Annotated in this window: 20 protein-coding genes; 13 read left to right on the top strand and 7 right to left on the bottom strand. The window is 58.2% G+C overall.

The features are described from left to right. Positions 1-39: 39 nt before the first annotated feature. The 7 genes from L463_RS12950 to L463_RS12920 all read left to right on the top strand — a co-directional run bounded on the left by L463_RS12950 (position 40) and on the right by L463_RS12920 (position 10,568). Positions 40-2,223 (top strand): TonB-dependent receptor, encoded by a 2,184-nt coding sequence (locus tag L463_RS12950; RefSeq protein ID WP_032103898.1) that lies wholly within the window; start codon positions 40-42, stop codon positions 2,221-2,223. A 127-nt stretch (positions 2,224-2,350) separates the two neighbouring features. Beyond that, complete coding sequence (locus L463_RS12945; RefSeq protein WP_032103896.1) at positions 2,351-4,324, top strand: PhoX family protein; 1,974 nt, start codon at positions 2,351-2,353, stop codon at positions 4,322-4,324. 102 nt (positions 4,325-4,426) lie between these two features. Continuing rightward, a complete protein-coding gene (pheP, locus tag L463_RS12940) occupies positions 4,427-5,815 on the top strand; it encodes a phenylalanine transporter (RefSeq protein WP_032103895.1) in 1,389 nt (462 codons plus the stop codon). A 294-nt stretch (positions 5,816-6,109) separates the two neighbouring features. Beyond that, positions 6,110-7,345 (top strand): MFS transporter, encoded by a 1,236-nt coding sequence (locus tag L463_RS12935; RefSeq protein WP_032647590.1) that lies wholly within the window; start codon positions 6,110-6,112, stop codon positions 7,343-7,345. 15 nt (positions 7,346-7,360) lie between these two features. Continuing rightward, entirely contained in the window at positions 7,361-8,386 is a 1,026-nt protein-coding gene (locus tag L463_RS12930) for a sugar phosphate isomerase/epimerase family protein (protein WP_032103893.1), read from the top strand. After that, the gene (locus L463_RS12925) at positions 8,379-9,521 is read left to right on the top strand and encodes a Gfo/Idh/MocA family protein (protein WP_032103892.1); all 1,143 of its coding nucleotides are present in this window, start codon (positions 8,379-8,381) and stop codon (positions 9,519-9,521) included. The genes L463_RS12930 and L463_RS12925 overlap by 8 nt, the downstream gene beginning before the upstream one ends. A gap of 75 nt (positions 9,522-9,596) precedes the next feature. Continuing rightward, positions 9,597-10,568, top strand: a complete 972-nt coding sequence (locus L463_RS12920; protein ID WP_015571213.1) for a LacI family DNA-binding transcriptional regulator — start codon at positions 9,597-9,599, stop codon at positions 10,566-10,568. Here L463_RS12920 and L463_RS12915 read toward each other — a convergent pair whose 3' ends face one another. After that, positions 10,569-11,813: a mechanosensitive ion channel family protein gene (locus L463_RS12915; RefSeq protein ID WP_015571212.1), complete on the bottom strand. Its 1,245-nt coding sequence runs from the start codon at positions 11,811-11,813 to the stop codon at positions 10,569-10,571. A gap of 67 nt (positions 11,814-11,880) precedes the next feature. Further along, complete coding sequence (locus L463_RS12910) at positions 11,881-13,317, bottom strand: MFS transporter (RefSeq protein ID WP_023303238.1); 1,437 nt, start codon at positions 13,315-13,317, stop codon at positions 11,881-11,883. 107 nt (positions 13,318-13,424) lie between these two features. Here L463_RS12910 and L463_RS12905 point away from each other — a divergent pair, with 107 nt between their 5' ends. The 3 genes from L463_RS12905 (at position 13,425) to L463_RS12895 (ending at position 15,031) form a co-directional block, all read left to right on the top strand. Then, positions 13,425-14,294, top strand: coding sequence for a helix-turn-helix transcriptional regulator (locus tag L463_RS12905; RefSeq protein WP_023296063.1), 870 nt, complete (start codon positions 13,425-13,427; stop codon positions 14,292-14,294). 139 nt (positions 14,295-14,433) lie between these two features. Continuing rightward, positions 14,434-14,763, top strand: coding sequence for a type II toxin-antitoxin system RelE/ParE family toxin (locus L463_RS12900; RefSeq protein WP_017382553.1), 330 nt, complete (start codon positions 14,434-14,436; stop codon positions 14,761-14,763). Continuing rightward, positions 14,744-15,031, top strand: coding sequence for a helix-turn-helix domain-containing protein (locus L463_RS12895; RefSeq protein ID WP_015571209.1), 288 nt, complete (start codon positions 14,744-14,746; stop codon positions 15,029-15,031). The genes L463_RS12900 and L463_RS12895 overlap by 20 nt, the downstream gene beginning before the upstream one ends. A gap of 36 nt (positions 15,032-15,067) precedes the next feature. Here the strand turns inward: L463_RS12895 and nfsB are convergent, their stop codons facing one another. The 3 genes from nfsB to L463_RS12880 form a co-directional block, all read right to left on the bottom strand. Further along, entirely contained in the window at positions 15,068-15,721 is a 654-nt protein-coding gene (gene nfsB, locus L463_RS12890; protein WP_003858884.1) for an oxygen-insensitive NAD(P)H nitroreductase, read from the bottom strand. 120 nt (positions 15,722-15,841) lie between these two features. Next, on the bottom strand, positions 15,842-16,210 hold the full coding sequence (locus tag L463_RS12885; protein WP_003858883.1) for an MmcQ/YjbR family DNA-binding protein: 369 nt from the start codon (positions 16,208-16,210) through the stop codon (positions 15,842-15,844). Further along, positions 16,200-16,790, bottom strand: coding sequence for a TetR/AcrR family transcriptional regulator (locus tag L463_RS12880; protein ID WP_003858882.1), 591 nt, complete (start codon positions 16,788-16,790; stop codon positions 16,200-16,202). The genes L463_RS12885 and L463_RS12880 overlap by 11 nt, the downstream gene beginning before the upstream one ends. A gap of 191 nt (positions 16,791-16,981) precedes the next feature. Here L463_RS12880 and L463_RS12875 point away from each other — a divergent pair, with 191 nt between their 5' ends. Continuing rightward, positions 16,982-18,085 (top strand): RomA family MBL fold metallo-hydrolase, encoded by a 1,104-nt coding sequence (locus tag L463_RS12875; RefSeq protein WP_032103890.1) that lies wholly within the window; start codon positions 16,982-16,984, stop codon positions 18,083-18,085. Between the two features lie 32 nt (positions 18,086-18,117). Continuing rightward, positions 18,118-18,459 carry a RamA family antibiotic efflux transcriptional regulator gene (locus L463_RS12870; RefSeq protein WP_003858880.1) on the top strand — a complete coding sequence of 114 codons (342 nt, stop codon included), beginning with the start codon at positions 18,118-18,120 and terminating at the stop codon, positions 18,457-18,459. 73 nt (positions 18,460-18,532) lie between these two features. Here the strand turns inward: L463_RS12870 and L463_RS12865 are convergent, their stop codons facing one another. Beyond that, complete coding sequence (locus L463_RS12865; RefSeq protein WP_032103889.1) at positions 18,533-20,677, bottom strand: TonB-dependent siderophore receptor; 2,145 nt, start codon at positions 20,675-20,677, stop codon at positions 18,533-18,535. A 123-nt stretch (positions 20,678-20,800) separates the two neighbouring features. Here L463_RS12865 and L463_RS12860 point away from each other — a divergent pair, with 123 nt between their 5' ends. After that, a complete protein-coding gene (locus L463_RS12860; RefSeq protein WP_032103887.1) occupies positions 20,801-22,369 on the top strand; it encodes an alpha/beta hydrolase-fold protein in 1,569 nt (522 codons plus the stop codon). Here L463_RS12860 and L463_RS12855 read toward each other — a convergent pair. Continuing rightward, positions 22,355-22,603: a DUF1158 domain-containing protein gene (locus L463_RS12855; protein ID WP_032103885.1), complete on the bottom strand. Its 249-nt coding sequence runs from the start codon at positions 22,601-22,603 to the stop codon at positions 22,355-22,357. The genes L463_RS12860 and L463_RS12855 overlap by 15 nt on opposite strands. Positions 22,604-22,668 lie beyond the last annotated feature (65 nt).

The raw sequence follows: 22,668 nt of genomic DNA on the forward strand, positions 1-22,668 counted from the left end.
GACAACGGGTCATTTTTGCGCGCACGTTAAGAGCTCATTATGAACAACACCACAATGCACAAAACGCTGCTGGCGATTGCCATCGGCGCGGTTACACACTCCGCTTTTGCGGCGGATGAGAAAAAAGAGGACACCATCGTGGTCCAGTCCACGGCGGGGAGTGATTTCAAACCCGGTGGTGACCAGCTGCTTCCAGCCTTCCTCGACGGCCAGGTGGCGAACGGCGGGCGCATGGGTATGCTCGGTCAGCAGAACGCCATGGACGTGCCGTTCAACATCATCAGCTACACCTCGAAGCTGGTGGAAGATCAGCAGGCAAAAACCATTGCTGACGTGGTTGCCAACGACGCGGGCGTGCAATTTGTTCAGGGTTACGGCAACAGCGCGGAAACCTTCCGCATTCGCGGCCTGAAGTTTGACGGCGACGATATGACCTTTGGCGGATTGTCCGGGGTGCTGCCGCGTCAGGTGGTGGATGCCCAGATGGTTGACCGTATCGAGATTTTCAAAGGGGCCAACTCCCTGATGAACGGCGCCGCAAGCTCCGGCGTGGGCGGGATGATCAACCTTGAGCCAAAACACGCGGGCGACACCCCGCAGGCGAAAGTGGGCGTTGACTACACCTCGGATTCCCAGATTGGCACCACGCTGGATGCGGGTCGTCGCTTTGGCGATAACGACCAGTTTGGCGCGCGCGTGAACCTCGTGCATCGCGAAGGGGAAACCGGCGTGCCGAACGACCGCCGCCGCACCACGCTGCTCTCCACCGGCCTGGATTACAAAGGCGACCGCTTCCGCACCTCGCTGGACCTGGGCTACCAGAAAAAAACCTTCCACGGCAGCCCAACCAGCGTCAACATCTCGGCGGTGGACTTTGTGCCTGAGCCGCCGAAGAACGATCGCAACTTCTCGCAGAAGTGGGCCTACAGCGATATCGAAAACGAGTTCGGGATGTGGCGCAGCGAGTATGACATCACCGATAGCTGGACGGCATATACCGGTCTCGGCGCGCAGCACGCGCACGAAGAAGGGATCTACAGCGCGCCGAAGCTCCTCGATAAGAGCGGTAATGCGACGGTCAGCCGCCTTGATACCAACCGCATCAGCGATTCCGTCAGCGGCATGGCGGGCATTCGCGGTAACTTCACTACCGGCTTCGTCTCGCACAAGGTGAACGTCGGGTATTCGGCGATGACCAAAAACGAAAAAATCGCGTGGAAAATGTCGGCCGCGGCGGATAATCCGACCACCAACATCTACCACAACACCGGCGTTGATATGCCGGACAGCAGTAACTTCAGCGGCTCAGGCGGTAAATACAGCGATCCGCTGACCAGCGGGCGCACCCGCACGCAGGGCTGGCTGCTGAGTGATACCCTGGGCGTGCTGGATGACAAGCTGCTGTTCACCGCAGGCGCACGTCATCAGAAAGTTGTCATCCGCGGGTACAACAAAATCACCGGCGCGGAAAACGACGCGGACGGTTTCGACGGCAGCCGCTGGATGCCAACCTACGGCGTAGTCTATAAACCGTGGGAGGAAATTTCCCTCTACGCCAACCACACCGAGGCGTTACAGCCCGGTGAAACTGCGCCGAACACTGCTACTAACTACGGCCAGAGCACCGGTATCGTGCACTCTAAGCAGAACGAAGTGGGCGTAAAGGCGGACTTTGGCCGCGTGGGCGGCTCCCTGGCGCTGTTTGAGATCAAAATGCCGTCGGCGATCCTTGACGACAGCGGTCACTACGGCCTGGATGCAGAACAGCGTAACCGCGGCGTGGAGCTGAACGTCTTCGGCGAGCCAATGCTTGGGATGCGTCTGAATGCCAGCGCCACCTGGTTGCAGGCCGAGCTGACCAAAACCAAAAACGGCGTCAATCAGGGCAACGATGCGATCGGTATTCCGAGCTTCTACGCCGTGCTGGGCGCAGAGTACGATATCAAGCCGATTGAAGGCCTGACGGCGACCGCACGCGTTAACCACTCCGGCACGCAGTATGCCGATCTTGCGAACACCAAAAAGCTGGACAGCTACACCACGCTGGATCTGGGCATGCGCTATCGCTTCGCGGTGAACCACAATGAAAACCAGATGACCGTGCGGGCAGGCATCGACAACGTGACCAACGAGAACTACTGGTCAAGCGTGGATGATTCCGGTACTTACATCACTCAGGGCGAGCCGCGTACCTTTAAGGTCTCGGTTGGCTACGAGTTCTAAGCGTTCCACCTCGTTATCCGGGGCAGGGACGCCCCAATCCCTTCGTTGTCGTGTTATAAAATTGTAATAAAAGCTTCTTACACTGGTCGCCACATCCTTACCTCTTGGCCAATGACAGGAAGCCGCTATGGGCAGACCCCTCAAATCCGTATTTAAAAAAGAACATCGCGACGATATCAGTAACCGCAGCGCTAACCCGGTATTCTCCGAGGTTGCAGAGGTGTTCCTCTCCCGCCGCCGTTTTCTCCAGATGGGGGCCGTAGCGGGGGCCGCCGTATCATTCCCGTATCTGATCACACCCGAAAATGCCATTGCCGCGGTATCGAAGTCTTCCGCGCTGGCAAAAGCGGTTTCCCTGGGCTTTACCAGCATCGACGTCTCCACGGAAGACACGGTCAGGGTGCCAGAAGGTTATATTGCCCGCCCGTTCTATCGCTGGGGTGATCCGACGGGAATCAAAGACAACATGCCGGCATTTAAGCCGGACGCCAGCAATACCACAGACGAACAGGCTGTGCAGGCGGGTATGCACCACGATGGCATGGCGTGGTTTAGCCTGCCGCAGGGGGCGCAAAACCCGGAACATGGCCTGCTGGCGCTGAACCATGAATACATCGATAACGGGATGCTGTTTACCGACGGTACGGCGAACTGGAGCCTCGATAAAGCCCGCAAGGGGCAGAACGCGATGGGCGTGTCGGTGGTGGAAGTGAAAAAAACGGGCAGCGGCTGGGAGGTGGTGCGTCCGTCTTCCTTCGCCCGGCGTATTACCGTCAATACGCCGATGCAGCTTACCGGCCCGGCGCGGCATCAGGATTTAATGAAAACCGCCGCCGATCCGCAGGGGGAACGCGTTCTGGGCACCATGCAGAACTGCGCCAACGGCCACACGCCTTGGGGCACCTATCTCACCTGCGAGGAGAACTGGTCGGACATTTTTGTGAAAAAAGCCGATCTCAATCCGCTGGAAAAACGCTACGGCATTAGCGACAGCGATGAGTCCTATCGCTGGAACGAGGTGGATGAGCGGTTCAGCGTCGATAAAACCCCTAACGAACCCAACCGTTTCGGCTGGGTGGTGGAGATCGATCCCTACAACCCGACCTCCACCCCGCGCAAGCACACCGCGCTGGGCCGCTTCAAGCATGAGGGGGCCGCCGTCACGCTCGCCGCCGATAATCGCGTGGTGGTCTACATGGGCGACGACCAGAAGTTTGAGTACATCTATAAGTTTGTCTCCGACAAAAAATACGATCCCGCGAACCGGGAAGCCAATATGCAGCTGCTGACGTCCGGCACGCTGTACGTCGCCAGGTTCAACCAGGACGGAAGCGGCGACTGGCTGCCGCTGATCTTCGGGCAAAATGGCCTGGATAAAAGCAACGGGTTTGAAAGCCAGGGCGATCTGCTGATCAAAACCCGCCTGGCGGCCGACGCGGTGGGGGCAACGAAAATGGATCGTCCCGAGTGGATTGCCGTCGATCCGCACGCCAGCGGCAGCGTCTACTGTACGCTCACCAACAACAGCGATCGCGGTAAAGAGGGGAAGGCACCGGTCGATGCCGCTAACCCGCGCGCCAACAACGTGTTTGGTCACATCATGCACTGGCACGAAGAGGGTGCCGATCCTGCCGCCGCACGCTTTAAGTGGGATATTCTGGTTATGGCCGGGCGTACCGACGGCGACGATCCGAAGGCCAAAGGCTCCATGCAGGGCGCGGCATTCGGCAGCCCTGATGGGTTGTCGTTCGATCACCAGGGCGTCCTGTGGATCCAGACCGACGTCTCCTCCAGCACCATCAATAAGAAAGCGTACGAGGGGATGGGCAATAACCAGATGGTCGCCACCATTCCGGGCACCAACGAGTATCGCCGTTTTCTGACCGGGCCGCGCGGATGTGAAATCACCGGCATTGCGTTTACGCCGGACAACCGCACGCTGTTTATCAACATTCAGCATCCGGGGGAGAGCGGGGATGATATTACCGACCCGGCCAATCCGCGCGCTGTTTCCAACTGGCCAGACGCCAGCCCGAACGGGCGTCCGCGATCGTCAACGGTGGTGATTACCAAAGCGGACGGCGGGATCATCGGGTCGTGACGTTTATCCGCCGGGCGCATGCGCTGGCCCGGCGTTAAGCTTGCTACCACCAGCATGAAGTGTTAAAACGTGCCCCTTCTAAAAAAGAGACAGGGGTAGGGCGTGAAAGACGCGTCATCCGCTTCAGGCCATGGTAGCGCTGAAGCTTCGTCGGATCAGAGTCCGACGCTGCAACGTGGTTTGCAAAATCGACATATTCAGTTAATTGCCCTTGGCGGCGCGATCGGTACCGGGCTGTTTCTCGGCATCGGCCCCGCCATTCAAATGGCTGGCCCGGCGGTTCTGCTGGGTTACGCTCTCGCCGGGATTATCGCCTTCCTGATCATGCGCCAGCTCGGCGAGATGGTCGTTGAAGAGCCGGTGTCCGGCTCCTTCGCACACTTTGCCTATAAATACTGGGGGCCGTTCGCAGGCTTCCTCTCCGGCTGGAACTACTGGGTGATGTTCGTGCTGGTGGGCATGGCAGAGCTGACCGCCGCCGGCATCTATATGCAGTACTGGCTCCCGGACGTGCCGACGTGGATTTGGGCCGCGGCCTTCTTCATCATCATTAACGCCGTTAACCTTGTGAACGTGCGCCTGTATGGCGAGACCGAGTTCTGGTTTGCGCTGATCAAGGTGCTGGCGATTATTGGCATGATCGGCTTTGGCCTGTGGCTGCTGTTCTCCGGCCACGGCGGCGAGCGCGCGAGCATCGACAACCTGTGGCAGCACGGCGGCTTTCTGGCGACCGGCTGGAAAGGGCTGATCCTCTCGCTGGCGGTCATTATGTTCTCCTTCGGCGGGCTGGAGCTGATTGGCATCACCGCAGCTGAAGCGCGCGATCCGCACAAAAGCATTCCGAAAGCGGTCAACCAGGTGGTGTACCGTATCCTGCTGTTCTATATCGGCTCGCTGGTGGTGCTGCTGGCGCTCTATCCGTGGGTAGAAGTGAAATCTGACAGTAGCCCGTTCGTAATGATTTTCCACGATTTAAACAGCAACGTGGTGGCTTCGGCGCTGAACTTCGTCATTCTTGTGGCGTCATTGTCGGTCTACAACAGCGGGGTTTACTCCAACAGCCGCATGCTGTTTGGCCTCTCCGTACAGGGCAACGCGCCGAAGTTCCTCACCCGCGTCAGCCGTCGCGGCGTGCCGATCAATTCGTTGTTCCTGTCTGGCGCTATCACCTCGCTGGTGGTGCTGATTAACTATCTGCTGCCGAAAGAGGCGTTTGGCCTGCTGATGGCGCTGGTTGTCGCCACGCTGCTGCTGAACTGGATCATGATCTGCCTGGCGCACCTTCGCTTCCGCGCGGCGATGCGACGCAAGGGGCGCGAGACGCAGTTTAAAGCGCTGCTCTATCCGGCGGGGAACTACCTCTGTATCGCCTTCCTCGGCCTGATTCTGGTGCTGATGTGCACCATGGATGAGATGCGCCTGTCAGCGATGCTGCTGCCGGTGTGGGTGGTGTTCCTGTTTATCGCGTTTAAGCTTTCACGCAAAAAGTAGCGCGGTTTTCTCCCTCTCCCTGTGGGAGAGGGCCGGGGTGAGGGCACCAGACCGCACCAAACCAGACCGCACCCGCCTTCACGCCCGGTGGCGCTGCGCTTACCGGGCCTACATGTTCGGGGACGTTATTTAGTAGGCCGGGTAAGGCGCAGCCGTCACCCGGCACCTCCCCTTCACCTTTATCGTGACTCCCCTCCCAATTCTGTTTTGATCCACAGGATCTTTGTTTTGTAATCGATTACTTTTCATTTGAACGAATTTGTAATCGATTACTTTTTCCGGGTGAGGCTTATCATGGTGTCAACTGAGAGTAGTGAAAAGGCGATAACGCAGCACCGGCTGCTGGTGCCGCGTCTGTCGCTGATGATGTTTCTGCAATTTTTTATCTGGGGTAGCTGGTCGGTCACGCTTGGCCTGGTGATGACCCGGCACAACATGTCTTTGCTGATTGGCGACGCGTTCTCTGCCGGACCCATCGCTTCCATTCTTTCGCCGTTCGTGCTCGGGATGCTGGTGGACCGCTTCTTTGCCTCGCAGAAGGTGATGGCGGTGATGCACCTCACGGGCGCGGCGATCCTCTGGTTCGTGCCGGGGGCGCTGATTGCTGAGAACGGCGCGCTGCTGATTGGCCTGCTGTTTGGCTACACGCTCTGCTATATGCCGACGCTGGCGCTGACCAACAACATTGCGTTTCACAGTCTGGCGAACGTGGATAAAACCTTCCCGGTAGTGCGCGTGTTCGGCACCATCGGCTGGATCGCGGCGGGCATTTTCATCGGCGTCACCGGCGTGGCGTCCAGCGTCACCATCTTCCAGGTGGCGGCGGTCAGCTCCGTGTTGCTGGCGATCTACAGCCTGACGCTGCCGCACACGCCCGCCCCGGCGAAAGGCCTGCCGGTAAAGGTGCGGGATCTCTTCTGCGCGGACGCCTTCGCGCTGCTTAAAACCCGCCACTTCTTCGTCTTCTCCGTCTGCGCGATGCTGATCTCCGTCCCGCTCGGCACCTACTACGCCTACACCGCCTCGTATCTGGCGGATGCCGGGATTGCCGACGTCAGCACCGCCATGTCCTTCGGGCAGATGTCTGAGATCGTCTTCATGTTGGTCATCCCTCTGCTGTTCCGCCGCCTGGGCGTGAAATATATGCTGCTGATCGGCATGCTGGCGTGGTTCGTGCGTTATGCCATGTTCGCGCTGGGCGTCAGCGAGGAGGGGCGCATTCTGCTGTATCTCGGCATTCTGCTCCACGGCGTCTGCTACGATTTCTTCTTTGTCGTCGGCTTTATCTACACCGACCGCGTGGCGGGCGAAAAGGTGAAAGGTCAGGCGCAGAGCATGATCGTGATGTTCACCTACGGCATCGGCATGCTGCTCGGCTCGCAGATTTCCGGCGCGCTCTACAACCGTCTGGTGGCAGGGCAGACCGTGCCGCAGGCGTGGGTCACATTCTGGTGGATCCCGGCGGTGGCTGCCGCGGCGATCGCGCTGATTTTCCTTCTCACGTTTAAGTATGACGATGACAAGGCGTAATGTTCAGGAGGTGGTATGAGGACAATGAAAGGACCTGGCATTTTTCTGTCGCAGTTTATTGGCGGGGAAGCGCCCTTCAACACGCTCGACGGGCTGGCAGGATGGGCGGCGGGGAAGGGTTACAAAGCGGTGCAGATCCCCTGCAACCATCCGCATATCTTTGATGTGGAGAAAGCCGCAGAGAGTCAGGCCTACTGCGATGAAATCGCGGGCAAGCTGGCCGCGCACGGGCTGGTCATCAGCGAGCTGTCGACCCATCTGGAAGGGCAGCTTGTGGCGGTAAACCCGGTTTACAGCGAGGCGTTTGACCACTTCGCCCCTGCTTCCGTGCGCGGTAACGAGGCGGCGCGTCAGGCGTGGGCGACGGAAAAGCTGAAGCAGGCGGCGGTCGCCTCGGCCCGATTAGGCCTGAAAGCGCACGCCACCTTCTCCGGATCGCTGGCCTGGCCGTTTTTCTATCCGTGGCCGCCGCACAACGAGCAGCGCTTTCAGCAGGCGTTCCAGGCGCTGGCAACCCGCTGGCGGCCGATTCTGGATACCTTCGACGAGCAGGGCGTGGACGTCTGCTTTGAGCTGCATCCGGGGGAAGATCTGCACGACGGCGTCACCTTCGAGCGTTTTCTGGCGCTGGTCGACAACCATCCGCGCTGTAATATTCTCTACGATCCAAGCCATATGCTGCTCCAGCAGATGGACTATCTGACCTTTATCGATATCTACCATGCGCGCATTAAAGCGTTCCACGTGAAGGACGCCGAGTTCCGCCCCAGCGGGCGCAGCGGCGTCTACGGCGGCTACCAGCCGTGGATCAACCGCGCCGGACGCTTCCGCTCGCCCGGCGACGGACAGATCGACTTTAAGGGCATTTTCAGCAAGCTGACCCAGTACGACTACGACGGCTGGGCGGTGCTGGAGTGGGAGTGCTGCCTGAAGGATGGCGATACCGGCGCGAGTGAGGGCAGCGAATTTATCCGCCGTCATATCATCCCGGTTTCCGGACGGGCGTTTGATGATTTCGCCGCAGGGGGCAGCCATGATTAACGTCGGGATTATCGGCAGCGGGTTTATTGGCCCGGCGCATATCGAGGCGCTCAGGCGTCTCGGGTTTGTGCAGGTGGTCGCGCTCTGTGACGGCTCGCTCGTTAAGGCGCAGGAAAAGGCGCACCAGCTCAATGTGCCGCACGCCTGTGCCAGCGTGGAGGAACTGCTCGCGCTCCCTAATCTGCACGCGGTGCACAACTGCACGCCGAACCACCTGCACGCGGAGATTAACCGCCAGCTCCTGCGTGCGGGCAAGCACGTGTTTTCCGAAAAGCCGCTGTGCATGACGCCGGACGAGGCGCGCGAGCTGGTGGCGCTGGCGGAGCAGGCAGGCGTGGTGCATGGCGTGAGTTTTGTCTATCGCCAGTTTGCGATGGTGCGCCAGGCGGCGAGCATGATGCGTGCGGGCAGCCTCGGGCGGCTGTTTGCTTCGCACGGCAGCTATTTACAGGACTGGATGCTGCTGGAAACCGACTACAACTGGCGGGTGGATGCCGCGCTCGGCGGCGCGTCGCGGGCGGTGGCGGACATCGGCTCCCACTGGTGCGATACGGTACAGTATGTGACCGGCAGGCGTATTACCGGGGTGATGGCTGATTTATCCACCGTCTGGCCGACGCGCAAGGCCAGCGCGGGCGGTCATCAGACCTTCTCCCATGACGAGCAGGCGGAGTATGAAGACAAACCGGTCACCACCGAAGACTTTGGCTCGGTGCTGTTCCGCTTTGACGACGGCAGCAAGGGCAGCTTTAGCGTCTCGCAGGTGAGCGCGGGGCGAAAAAATCGCCTGACCTTTGAAATTAACGGCAGCGAGCAGTCGGTGGCGTGGGATCAGGAAATCCCGCAGCAGCTGTGGGTCGGCCATCGCGCCAGGGCAAACCAGATACTCTGCGACGATCCGGGCCTTATGAACCGTGACGTGGCCGACAGCGCCCACTTCCCCGGCGGGCACATTGAAGGCTGGCCGGATGCCTTTAAAAATATGATGGCGCAGTTTTACCGTGCCGTGCAGGCGGGCGCGATGCCGGATAATCCGCAGTTTGCCACCTTCCACGATGGCGCCTGTGTGATGTATATCATTGATGCGATTATGAAAAGTCATCAGCAGCAGCGCTGGGTGCGCGTGGAATACTGACGCATTGCCCGGTTCGCCGGGCAATCAATTTATGGTAGCCTGCACAAAACGCTAACCGCAGGATGTATCGTCGCTATGTCAATTCAGAAAATCGCTCAACTGGCCGGGGTATCCGTAGCAACGGTCTCCCGCGTACTGAATAACAGCGATACCGTGAAGGCGAAAAACCGCGAGCGCGTTTTGCAGGCGATCCAGGAGAGTAACTATCAGCCCAATCTGCTGGCGCGTCAGCTGCGCACTGCCCGCAGCTATATGATCCTGGTGATGGTCTCGAACATCGCCAACCCGTTCTGCGCCGAAGTGGTGAAGGGCATTGAAGCCGAGGCAGAAAAGAACGGCTATCGCATTCTGCTTTGCAACTCCGGCTCGGATATTGAGCGCTCCCGCTCGGGCTTAAGCCTGCTCTCCGGCAAAATCGTCGACGGCATTATCACCATGGATGCATTCTCGAAACTGCCGGAGCTGGCCGCGCTGATTGGCAACGCGCCGTGGGTGCAGTGCGCTGAATACGCCGATGCGGGCGCGGTCTCCTGCGTGGGGATTAATGATGTTGATGCCTCCCAGCACGTTGTCAGCCAGCTTGCCGACGGGGGACGCAAACGCATTGCGCTCATCAACCACGACCTCAGCTACAAATATGCCCGTCTGCGCGAGCGCGGCTATAAGAGCGTCATACACCTGCGGGATCTGGATTATCAGGCGGTGGAGTACGCCAGTGAGCTCAGCTCTGGTGCGGGCATGGCGGCGATGCAAAATCTGTTAAAAGCAAACCCGCCGGATGCGGTGTTTGCCGTTTCCGATACGCTGGCGGCGGGGGCGCTGCGCGCCATTCAGCAGGCAGGGCTGCGGGTGCCAGAAGATATCGCGGTGGTCGGCTTTGACGGCACTGAGCTGGCGGAGATGATTTCACTCACCACTATTGAACAGCCGTCACGGGATATCGGGCGCAAGGCGGTCAATCTGCTGTTAAATAAGATCGACAACCCGGATGCGCCCACGGAAAGGGTCATGATGGACTGGCGCTTTATTTCCCGCGCCAGCTCCTGATTATCTGGCGATGACGCCAGCCAGCGAGCGAATATCGTTTCCGGTTGGCGACTGGTGAATACGCAGGCCAAATTCATCTACCACCGCGAAAATATGATCGAAGATGTCGGCCTGAATATCTTCGTATTCCGCCCAGATCACCGTGTTGGTAAAGGCATATATTTCAATCGGCAGCCCGTTGGCATCCGGCGCGAGCTGGCGCACCATCAGCGTCATATCTTTGCGAATGCGCGGGTGGTTACGCAGATATTCATTCAGGTAGGCACGGAAGGTGCCGATATTGGTCATCTTGCGCAGGTTTAATACCGATTCCCCTTCGCCGTTCTGCTGATTCCACAGGTTAATTTCCTCATGACGCGCCGCCAGATACGGCTTCAGCAGTTTCGCCTGAATCAGTTTCTGCTGCTCCTGCTCGTCGAGGAAATGAATGCTGGTGGTATCGATATTCAGGCTACGCTTGATGCGGCGACCACCGGAGGCGGACATGCCGCTCCAGTTGATGAACGCATCGGACACCAGCGCCCAGGTCGGGATGGTGGTGATGGTGTTATCGAAGTTGCGCACTTTAACGGTGGTCAGGCCGATGTCGGTCACCGTGCCGTTGGCGCCGTACTTCGGCATCTCCAGCCAGTCGCCGAGCTTGAGCATGTCGTTGGCGGAGAGCTGAATGCCCGCCACTAAGCCCAGTATCGGGTCTTTAAAGACCAGCATCAGAACGGCAGCCATCGCACCCAGGCCGCTTATCAGAATGGCGGGTGACTGACCGATCAGCAGGGAGATAATCAGTATCCCCACCAGAATGGCACTCACCAGCTTAACGCCCTGGAATATCCCCTTCAGCGGCAGCTGCGAGGCGGTGGCCATTTTCTGCGACAGATTGAAAATCACGTCCAGCAACGAGAAGAAGGAGAGCAGGGCATAAACCATCACCCACAATTTCGCGCAGGTGGTGAGTAATTCCGCCGCTTCGCTGCCTTTTTGCAGCCACAGAACCGCCTGAACGTTGACGATTATCCCCTGGAGGGTAAACGCCAGACGGTGAAATAATTTGTTCTGCGTAATGATCTGCAACCATAAATGGCTGCTGGCCTGGGCGCGTTTCTCGAATGCGCGCAGCACCACTTTGTGCAGAATAAAATGAACGATAATGGCCGTAAGAAAAATAATACCAAAGATAATCACTAAAGAGGTGGTGTGATTAATTTCAATCCCTAACTCTTCAACCTGAGCAATTAATTCCTGCATAACGTCTCCTGTATTGATGCAGCCCCATAATGGCGGCTGCGGATCTATTATGCAAATTCAGGCAGTTTTATTTTGTCGCCGGACAGGCCTTGACGACCGGTAAACACAGACGATGACGCATACGCAGCGTGACCAGCGCCAGCACCACCATCATGGCCGTTTCCACCATCAGGAAGACGTTGACCGCCTGGGTATAATCTCCGTGATGATTTTGCAGCCCGTGCAGCAAAATCGCGCCGAAAATGGCCGGGCCAAGCCCCAGCGCAGCCTGTTGCAGCGTGCTTAAAATCGCGCTCGCGGCCCCCGCGTCGTCAGGCTGAATATCGCGCATCCCGATACGGTAGAAGCTGTTTACAATCAGCGCCTGCCCGTAACCCACCAGCCCGGTGGCCGGGGCCAGCGTCAGCGCGGTATTCTGCATTCCCCAGTGACGGAACGTGGCGATCAGCGCCACCAGGCCGACAAGCTGAATCGCAAGCCCGGTCAGCAGGATGGCGCTGGTGCTGTAGCGGGCAATCAGGCGTGGGGCGAACCAGGCAGAAATAAAATAGGTGACGCCAAGCGCGATAAAGCTGTTCCCGGACTGCCACGGCGCCATCCCCAGACCGCTTTGCATGGTCAGCGCCATACAGAACATGAACCCGGACCAGACGCTGAAAAAGAGTATCCCGATCAGCACGCCAAAGCGGATGCTGCGCAGCTGTAACAGGCGTGGCGCGATGAGCGGGTGGGCATTCTCACGCTCTTTTTTGCGCGCGTTCAGCACCATCAAACAGCCCAGCGGCACAATCGCCAGCAGTGCGGCCTTCAGCGGCCACGACCAGTGCCACTGCGGGCCGAGCGCCATCGGGAACAGCAGACAGCACAGTATTGCCGTCAGCAGGACAGTCCCGGTCCAGTCAATGCGCGACGGCGTGTCGCGGCGGGTTTCCGGCACGTAGCGACGGCTCAGCGCCAGCACCACCAGACAAATCGGCACGTTGATAAAGAAGGCGTTGCGCCAGCCCAGCCCGGCGATGTCCGCCGACACCAGCCAGCCGCCACCCATCTGGCCGACGATAAACGCAATTCCGCCGATACCTCCAAACAGGCTGATCGCTCTGGCGTGTGCCGATCCTTTTAACGTCACATGCAACGTCGCGAGAATTTGCGGCATGATCAGCGCGGCGCCCGCGCCCTGAAGAATGCGCGCGCCAAGCAACTGTTCGATATTGCCCGCCATGCCGCACAGCAGCGAGGCCAGGCCAAAACACGCCACGCCCCACATAAACAGGCGACGGCGGCCAAGGTTATCGCCCAGCTTGCTGCCGGGGGCCAGGCAGACGGCAAAGGCCACGCCGTAGAGGGCGACGATCAGCTCCAGTTCGGTGGCGGTGGCGTGTAATGAATGGGTGATGGAATCCAGCGCCACGTTGGTGATTGAGGTATCAATCAGCGGCAGCATCTGGCCGGTTAACAGCAGTATCAGGCCCGCACGACCCGGTGAAACAACTGACGTATTCATGGTGACTCCATTGCGTCAAACAGCGTAGAGTCGTAGCATCAACCATCTGATAAACGGGTACCAGTTCTTGCTTATACTGGTACTGACACTACCATGCAGGAGATGTTATGACGCTGATGTCTGAACCTGTCACCTCTCTCCAGGATGACACCCGCAAGCAGCTGGGCGCGTTTTTGCGAGCCCGGCGCGAAAGCCTCGATCCGCAGCGCCTCGGCTTACCGCGCAGCGGCCGCCGCCGCACGCCGGGCCTGCGTCGGGAGGAGGTGGCGATGCTCGCGGATGTCGGCGTGACCTGGTACACCTGGCTGGAGCAGGGCCGGGACGTCAATCCGTCCAGCGCGGTGATGGCCGCCATCGCAAAAGCGCTGCAATGCACCCCGACCGAAGCCCGGCATCTTTTTGTGCTCGCCGGTTTGCCGCCGGGCGAAGCCCCGCAGGCGGTGTGCTGCGAGGGGATCAGCGAAGGCACGCGTCGCCTGCTGGATACCCTGATGCCGAAACCTGCCAGTATTCAGAAACCGAATTTCGATATCGTGGCGTGGAACGACAGCTTCGGCCACCTGATGGGCGTCGATTTCAACGCCATCCCGCCGGAAGATCGCAACTGTATTTACCTGTTCCTCACCCATCCGGCGTGGCGCGCGCGGCTCGGCAAACGTGACGACGTGCTGCCGATTTTCGTCTCCTACTTCCGCGCGGCCATGGCTGAGCACCGTGGCGACCCGCTCTGGGAAGCGAAGCTGGCGCGTTTTTTTGCGGTGTCCGAAGAGTTCAAAACCCTGTGGCACCAGCGTAACGACGTGCGCGGCGTGGAGAACCAGCTCAAGCTGTTCACCCATCCCGAGCTGGGGGATTTTCATCTCCAGCAGATGTACTGGTACTCCGCGCCGCGAAACGGATCGCGGCTGCTGGTCTATTTACCCGTGGATGAGGCAGGGGAGAGGGCGATGGCGTGGCTGGCGGAGCAGGGGAAATAAGTTTTTTGCGAGGGGCTTTCAGGGAATCAACGCGGATCCGGTCCTGCCTGGAATAAGCTGGTAAGGTGAATCACGAAAGGCAAAATTAGCCTTTAATGCAAATTGCCTTACATGCTAATATTATCAGGGATGAAATACAGTGTTCAGACTTATCGTTCATGCGGCAGTCAGGGAGGAGATCCTCTCATTGCCTGCGGGAGTACAGGCGAAGCTGATTCGCCAGCTTGATAAATTACGCAACAACCCGACAGTATTGCGTGAACCTGACAGCAAACCCTTACCCAATGGTTTGTTCGAAATCCGAACCGTCGGGCTGATCCATACTCGTGGGATCTACGTTTATCAGCGGGAAAGAACCATTTTTCTGCTGCGGGTGTTTATCAAGAAGACGCAAAAAACGCCCTCTGCTGAACTCCGTCTGGCACTGAAACGACAACAGGAGATGTTGGATGAGCAAAAAGATTATTGACTGGGACGAACTCAGAGCTGAACTGTTAAGCGATTCAGAAGTTCAGGCTTCCTTTGATGCAGAAGAGCGCAAGGAACGCCTGCGGGAGATGCTGGCGCAATGGCGCAATCATGCTGGTCTGACGCGCGCCCAGGTGGCGGAGCGGATGGGCGTCAGCGCACCGACGGTATCACGAATGGAAGCAAATATTACCCGGGCGAGTCTCGATACATTAACGCGTTATGCGCTGGTGTGCGGGGTAAAGCATCCGCAGATAACGCTTTACTGAAAACGGGCACGCCGATAGCCGGCGTGCCAGAAGCGCTTAGCATTCAGTCACAATCGTGCTCAGCGGCAGGCGAGATTTCGGCAGCGTGGCGTTGAAATCTTCCACGCTGTGATGCCCGACCGGGACCACCACCAGGCTGGTGAAGCCTTTCTCTTTCAGGCCAAACTCTTCGTCGAGGATCGCGGCGTCAAACCCTTCGATGGGTACCGCATCCAGGCCCATCGCGGCCACGCCCAGCAGGAAGTTGCCGACGTTCAGGTAAACCTGCTTCGCCATCCACTGGTCGTCATCTTTCAGATCCACGCGGTGCATGTCGGCAAAATAGCAGCGGCCTTTGTGGTTCGCGGCTTTTGCTTCTGGTGTGGCGAAACGGCCGTCAGCCTCTTCCTGATCGACAACGCGCTCAAGCCAGGCATCGTCCATCGCGGTTTTCGCGCAGAACACCACCACGTGAGAGGCATCCAGCATTTTGCGTTCGTTAAACACATAGGTGCCCGCCGCGGATTTTGCCACGCGCGCTTTACCCTCTTCAGTGCTGGCAACAATAAAGTGCCACGGCTGGGAGTTGGTGCTGGACGGGCTGTATTGCAGCAGCGTTTTGATTTTTTCCGCTTCTTCTGCGGTCAGTTTTTTGGCTGGGTCGAACGCCTTGGTAGAGTGGCGTTTCAGGGCGACAGAAATAATATCCATAACAACTCCTGGTGATGAAATTCGCCCGCGGGCGGGCGTGAAAGGAAAGCAGATTACCGCGCGAAGCGGGAAAAGATAAGTGCGATTCGAGCGCTTATTCTGTTCGTCTCAGACGAACAATCAGGCTGGCCGAATCCACTTCTGATCTTTTTTCGGCAGTTTATCAACGACCAGATTCCACGAATCCGTAATCAGGTCGGTGACCAGTTCAGGCGTGATGTCGTCCGTGCCATAAAGTGAGATCCAGTGTTTTTTATTCAGATGGTAACCGGGCTCCACGCCACGGTAGATCTGCTGATTGAGCAGCGATTTTTCCGGATCGGATTTCAGGCTGACGTGGGCCCGACCGTGTGCGGTCGCCATCAGCATAAAAATTTTCCCGCCCACCTTAAACACGTCATACTCCGGGCCAAACGGCCAGCAATGTTCGGTAAAAGGCATCTCCAGCGCGACGCGTCTGGCATGTTCCTGCAAGGATTTACTGTCCATGGTTATCTTCCTCAGCAAGCCCGCGCCACATGGCTTCAAAGCCCAGCGCTTTAAAATCGACGGCACGGGACGGATCGCGGGCGGCAAACTCCATGGTGGTTTCAGCCAGCGATAAGAACATTGCATCACCGAAGGTCTTAAACTCGTCAGACATAAACACCGGGCGGATCGAACGACGACACAGTTCATGCAGTTCCGGGAACATGTCTTTCACCGCCTGCTCGGTTTCGGCGTTCAGCTTTTCACTGACGCCAATCTGGCGGATAGCCGCATGCGCCAGGGGGTTACGAATGCCCCAGTCTACATAGCTGTTCCAGATATTGCGGGTATGCTCTTTTGGCTCGGTGATGGTGCGATCGAGATTCGCCAGCATGGTCTGGCAGAGATCCTGCTTCAGATGCAGGTAGAGGGCATTCAGCAGATCGTCTTTGGTAGCAAAGTAGCGAAACAGTGTCCCTTCAGCGACGCCCGCATTACGGGCAATTAACGCCGTTGAGGCGGCAATACCTGACTGCGCAAACGCAGCCGTTGCTGCTTCCAGTAAGGCCTGTTTTTTATCTTCACTCTTCGGACGTGCCACTAAATTTTTCCTCCCGTCAATTGTAAAAGCCCTGATTGAAACACGAGCCTTGATACGCTGCAACGCGGAATGTCAAAGAACGAAAACCTTCTTGACGGCGTAATCATCCTATCTATAATGAGTGCTTACTCACTCATAATCAAGTGTCACCCGCGCAAACCATCGGATGGGGCGCGTAGGCGGGTCAGGAAATGAAAAAGCCTCTATTCATCTGCGTGGTGTTAGTCATGATTATTGCTTCAGCTGCCAGTTTACCGTTTGTACTGAATGCCGGATTTGGCCAGCCACCGCAGGGTGCGCAGCTCTCTGAAGTGGAAGCCTCTCCGCACTATCGCGACGGGCAATTCCATAACACGCTCCCTACGCCGGGCTTTACCGGGCAACAAAATATGCTGGTGGCGTGGTGGCAGTTCCTTACCCGTAAAACCGAAAACGCCCGTCCTGCGCAGCCGCTGCCGCTGGTGAAAACCGATCTGGCGAGCCTGTCGCCTGAACAGGACACGCTGGTGTGGCTCGGCCACTCCTCCTGGTATATGCAGCTGGCGGGGAAACGCATCCTGATCGATCCGGTTCTGAGTAGCTACGCCGCACCGTTCTCCTTCCTCAATAAAGCGTTTGCGGGGGAGTACCCGTGGCGTGCGGAGAGCATGCCGGAGATCGACCTGCTGATTATCTCCCACGATCACTATGACCATCTGGATTACGCCACCATCAAGGCGCTGCTGCCGAAGGTTAAGCGCGTGGTCACCCCGCTGGGCGTGGGGTCGCATCTGCGCTACTGGGGGATGAACCCTGAGATTATCGACGAGCGGGACTGGAACCAGTCGGTGCATATCAGCGATACGCTGACCGTACACGTTCTGCCGGCGCGCCATTTTTCCGGGCGCGGCATTAAGCGTAACCAGACCCTGTGGGGCAGCTTTATGTTTGTCACCCCAGAGCGAAAGGTCTACTACAGCGGAGACTCCGGTTACGGCCCGCACTTCAAAGCGATTGGCGAGCAGTTTGGCGGAGTTGACTTAGCCATCATGGAAAACGGCCAGTACGACCAGGACTGGAAGTACATCCATATGCACCCGGCAAAAACGGCGCAGGCCTCGGCAGATCTCAATGCCAAAGCGGTCGTGCCGGGACATAACGGGCGTTTTGTGCTGGCGAAACATACCTGGAACGATCCACTGATCCAGCTGGCGAAAGCCAGTAAGGATAAAAACTACCGGCTGCTGACGCCGGAGCTGGGCGAGCCCGTGCGGGTGAGTGATACCACGCAACAATTTCGCGAGTGGTGGGAATAATGTTTAAGCGAGAAGCAGAGGGGGAGAGCAGTATGACGATTTCCGCTCAGGTCATTGATACGATTGTCGAATGGATTGATGACAATCTACACCAGCCGTTACGCATCGAAGAGATTGCCCGCCATGCGGGTTACTCAAAATGGCATTTACAGCGGCTGTTTATGCAGTACAAAGGCGAAAGTCTGGGGCGCTACATCCGCGAACGCAAGCTGCTGATGGCGGCGCGCGATCTGCGTGAGTCAGACGAGCGCGTGTACGATATCTGCCTGCGCTACGGGTTTGACTCGCAGCAGACGTTTACCCGCATCTTTACCCGCACCTTCAACCAGCCGCCCGGGGCGTATCGCAAAGAAAACCACGGTCGGGCGCACTGAAAAACATCCCCTCACCCCGGCCCTCTCCCCTTTAGGGAGAGGGCCGGGGTGAGGGGATCAGACAGCACCATGCTTACCAGCTGTAATTCACCGTCGCCGTCACCGTCCGGCCAATCCCGTAGAAGCACGCCGTATCGCTTGCGCATGACGCCACATACTTCGTGTCTGCCACGTTATTGACGTTGAACTGCACGCTTGCCCCTTTCAGGCTGCGGTTCATCTCGCCCAGATCGTAGCGCAGCATCGCGTCATACAGATCCACCGATGGCACCTTGAAGGTGTTCTTCGCATCGCCGTAGCTGGTGCCGATGTAGCGCATCCCCACGCCAGCGGTCAGGCTCTTCAGCGCTCCGCCCGGAACGGTATAGCTGGCGAACGCCGATGCCATATGCGCTGGAATGCGCGCAGGCGTTTTGCCTTCAGTTCCCGCCACCGTGGTGCTTTCGGTTTTTGCATCGGTGTAAGTGTAGGAGCCAATCAGGTTGATGTTATCCATCAGCGTGGCGTGGATTTCCGCTTCAGCGCCTTTCGAACGCACCTTGCCCGCATTTTCGAACCAGCCTTCAGCGCTGTTATAGGTCGCGACGTTGTCTTGAGTCAAATCGTACAGCGCCAGGGTCATCAGCGTGGTGTCGACCGGCTGATATTTCACGCCAATCTCGGTCTGCTCCCCGGTAGTAGGCCTGAATGGCGCAACGCCCGGCGCACGGTTGGTTTGCAGGTTCGGTTCAAACGAGGTGCTGTAGCTGATGTACGGCGACAGGCCAGAATCAAACGCGTACAGCAGGCCAGTGCGCCAGGTAAATTTGTTGTCGTTCTGCTGGGTTAAGCTGTTGTCGGTGAAGTCGCTGGTACGCACTTCGCTCCAGTCGTAGCGCCCGGAAACCAGCCACTCCCAGTTGTTCCAGCTCATCTGATCCTGAAGATACAGGCCCATCTGGTCGAGATTTTGCTGCTCGTCGGTGGCCGTTTTGAAGGTACTTTCATCCACGTTCACGCCGTAAACCGGGTTTGTCCAGTCGAGGTCATACTGTGAGCCGCTCCCGCGCGCCAGCAGCTGTTTATCCTTACTGGTCTTGTAATCAAACCCGCCGAGCAGGGTGTGGTTGACGCTTCCGGTCTCCAGTAGATATTCCAGCTGGTTATCAAGGCCAAATTCGTTGGTCGTGCGCTCTTCACGCTGGGCGCGACGGGTCAACACCGTGCTGTTGGCCGCGCTGTTGGCGTAAACCAGATAACGATATTTCTGCTTGATGGTGGCGTAACGGGCGTTCTGGCGGAAGGTGAGGTTGTCGGCGAACTGGTGTTCCAGCTCGTAGCCAATCATCGTCTGCTCGCGCCAGGATTGATTGTAATTCGGATCGCTGACGTTAAAGTCGCGCGGGATGTACTTCCCGTCGGCACTTTTCACCGTGCCATACGCGGGCAGGAAGTTGCGGTATCCGGCATCCGGATCTTTCTGGTAGCTGGTCAGCAGCGTAAAGCGGGTCTGATCGTTCGGGTACCAGGTGATCGCCGGGGCGATCGCCATCCGCGTCTCTTTATAATCGTCCACCTGATTATGCTGCGTACGGGCGATACCGTTCACGCGATACAGCACGCGGCCGTCGTCGCTCAGCTTGCCGCCGAAATCAAACGCACCTTCGGCGAGATCGTTATTGCCGGTGCGGAACTGCACGTTGTGAATGGCCTCCGCCGTCGGGCGCTTGCTGGTCATACTGATTAACCCGCCCGGATTCACCTGTCCAAACAGCACCGACGCCGGGCCGCGCACCAGCTCCACGCGCTCCAGCAGCCACGGGTCAACTGTGCCCGTCTGTGAGGAAGCCGTTGCGCCAAAGCTTAAGCCGTCGAGGAATTTCGGCACGTAGCTAAAGCCGCGCACAAACACCTCGTCGTTACGGTTAGACGAGCCCCGGTACTCGGTAAACACGCCCGCCGAGTAGCGCAGCGCCTGCGAAACGGAGGTGACGTCCTGCATGTTCATCTGATCGCGGGTGATCACCGATACCGACTGCGGCGTCTTCACGATCTCCGCGCTGGTCTTGGTGGCGGAGAGCGTTTTCGTCGCCACAATGCCTTTTACGGGCGCAGTGGGCTCTTCACTCACGCCCTGCGTCACCGTAATCGTTTCTTCTTTCGTTTCTGCCTGAGCCGCGACGCTGGTCGTCGCCAGACTCAGCAGCCAGAGCTGCATTATCTTATTATTTTTAAACATTTTTATTGAACGTCCTTGGTTGCTATCGCCATAAAAACACCGGTAAAACGCCGTTGATGATATTGCAAATTATTACCATTTGCATTAGCGTTGTTAACAAATTTCGTTGGGGAACAAGCGGTAATGAAGAGGGTATGGAGTGGGTTGCTGCTGGGGATCGGCGCGCTGCCCGCCGTGGCGGCAACGTGCGAGCAGTCGTCCCGGCAGGGCGATGTTCAGGGAAAGTTTGATGCCAGCGGCGAAGTCTGCTTCTCCCTGCCCGAGCTGGATGAAAATTACGTTTCCGCCACGCTGCATGGCGTGACGGATGCGCGCCTGCTGGATGGGCAAAACCGTCGCATCCGCACGCTGATCGAAAACGGTCCTGCGGACGGGGAACACACGCTGCTGTTTGCCCTGCCGGTGAAACAGAACACCTCGCTGGTGCTACACGGCGAAGCTGGCAAGCCGTGGCGTTTTCAGTGGCGGATGAAAGAGACCTCTCCGTTACCACGCGTGCAGATGCTGGCGCCAGAAAGCCCGACGCTGAAGGCGCTGGCAAACGTCATTTCTGCCGGTGGAAGTACCGAGGCGTTCTGGCAGGCGCAGCGTCGACAGGGAACGCCGATGGTGGAGCCGGTAGATGCGAGCCATAAGCGGGTGACCTTTCTGTGGCGCGGCGCGCGGGATAACGTCTTCATTCTCGGCTCTCCGGCGGGGGATCACGATCCGCTGTTCCGTCTGGGCAACAGCGACGTCTGGTTCCGCAGCTACGTGGTCCCCGCTGATACGGTGATGCAGTACAAGCTCGCCCCCGATGTGCCGATCGTTGAAGGCTCTGCCCGCGATCAACGCCGCGCCATCCTGGTAAGCGCGCAGGCCGATCCGCTTAACCCGAATAGCTTTGGGGAGCAGAAGACCGATCGCTGGAATCGCTATTCTCTGCTCGATCTCAGCCCGGCGCGCTACTGCTCCGTTCGGGCTACGGCACAGCCGCTGTTACACGGGACGTTGAGCCGCCAGAGGCTGAGCAGCAACATCCTCGGCAATGCCCGCGACGTGATGATCTACCAACCGCGCGGCGCACAGCCTGCACGCTGGACGCTCATCCTTTTCGACGGACAGGTTTATCAGGACGAATACCATTTTGCCAACGTGCTGGACGGTCTGATTGCCCGACATCACCTGCCTCCGATTAACGTGGTGTTTATCGACAGCCTCGATCACGCCCGTCGCGGCAACGAGCTGCCGCCGAACCCGGATTTTGCTGACTTTATGGCGCACGAGCTGCTGCCGTGGCTGCGGGGGAAGGGCATCGGCATGCAGCGGCAGAAAACCGTACTGGCAGGATCAAGCTACGGGGGAATTGCCTCTTCATGGGTGGCGCTGCGCTATCCGCGCCTGTTTGGCAACGTGCTGAGCCTTTCCGGTTCTTACTGGTGGGCGCCGGAAGGTGACGCTCCCGGCTGGCTGACGCGCCAGTACCAACAGTCTCGACCGTATCCGGTGCGTTTCTGGTTACAGGCCGGGAAGTTTGAAACCACGGGGCCGGGCGGCGGCATCTATCGCACCACGCAGGATTTTGAACAGATGCTGAGGAATAAAGGCTACCGCGTCAGCTTCCACCCCTCATCCAGCGGCCACGACTACGCGGCCTGGTGTGAAGCGCTGATCCACGGGATGCGCGATCTCACTGGCTTACGACGCCAGTGAAAACCAGCGGCGCCAGATGAAACGCAGGACAAAGAATTCGATGGCGCCGAGCACCAAAAACCACAGACAGAACAGAATGGTGTACAGCTGATTCAGATCGACCATATGAAAGGTCTGAACCAGCTTCTGCGCCAGCACCAGACCCAGCGACGGCGCGGGTAACAGCAGGCAGGAGAGCAGGGCCATCAGCAAAATGCCCCCTGCGGTGAGCAGCGATTCTAACGGGTGTTTCATCGTAATGTTAATCGTCAGTTAAAAATGTCATTGTCCGGCATCCTGAAACGTAAAGCAATATCATC

Origin of the sequence: Enterobacter sp. BIDMC 27 (genome assembly GCF_000534415.1) — a bacterium.
Lineage (GTDB): Bacteria > Pseudomonadota > Gammaproteobacteria > Enterobacterales > Enterobacteriaceae > Enterobacter > Enterobacter hormaechei_C.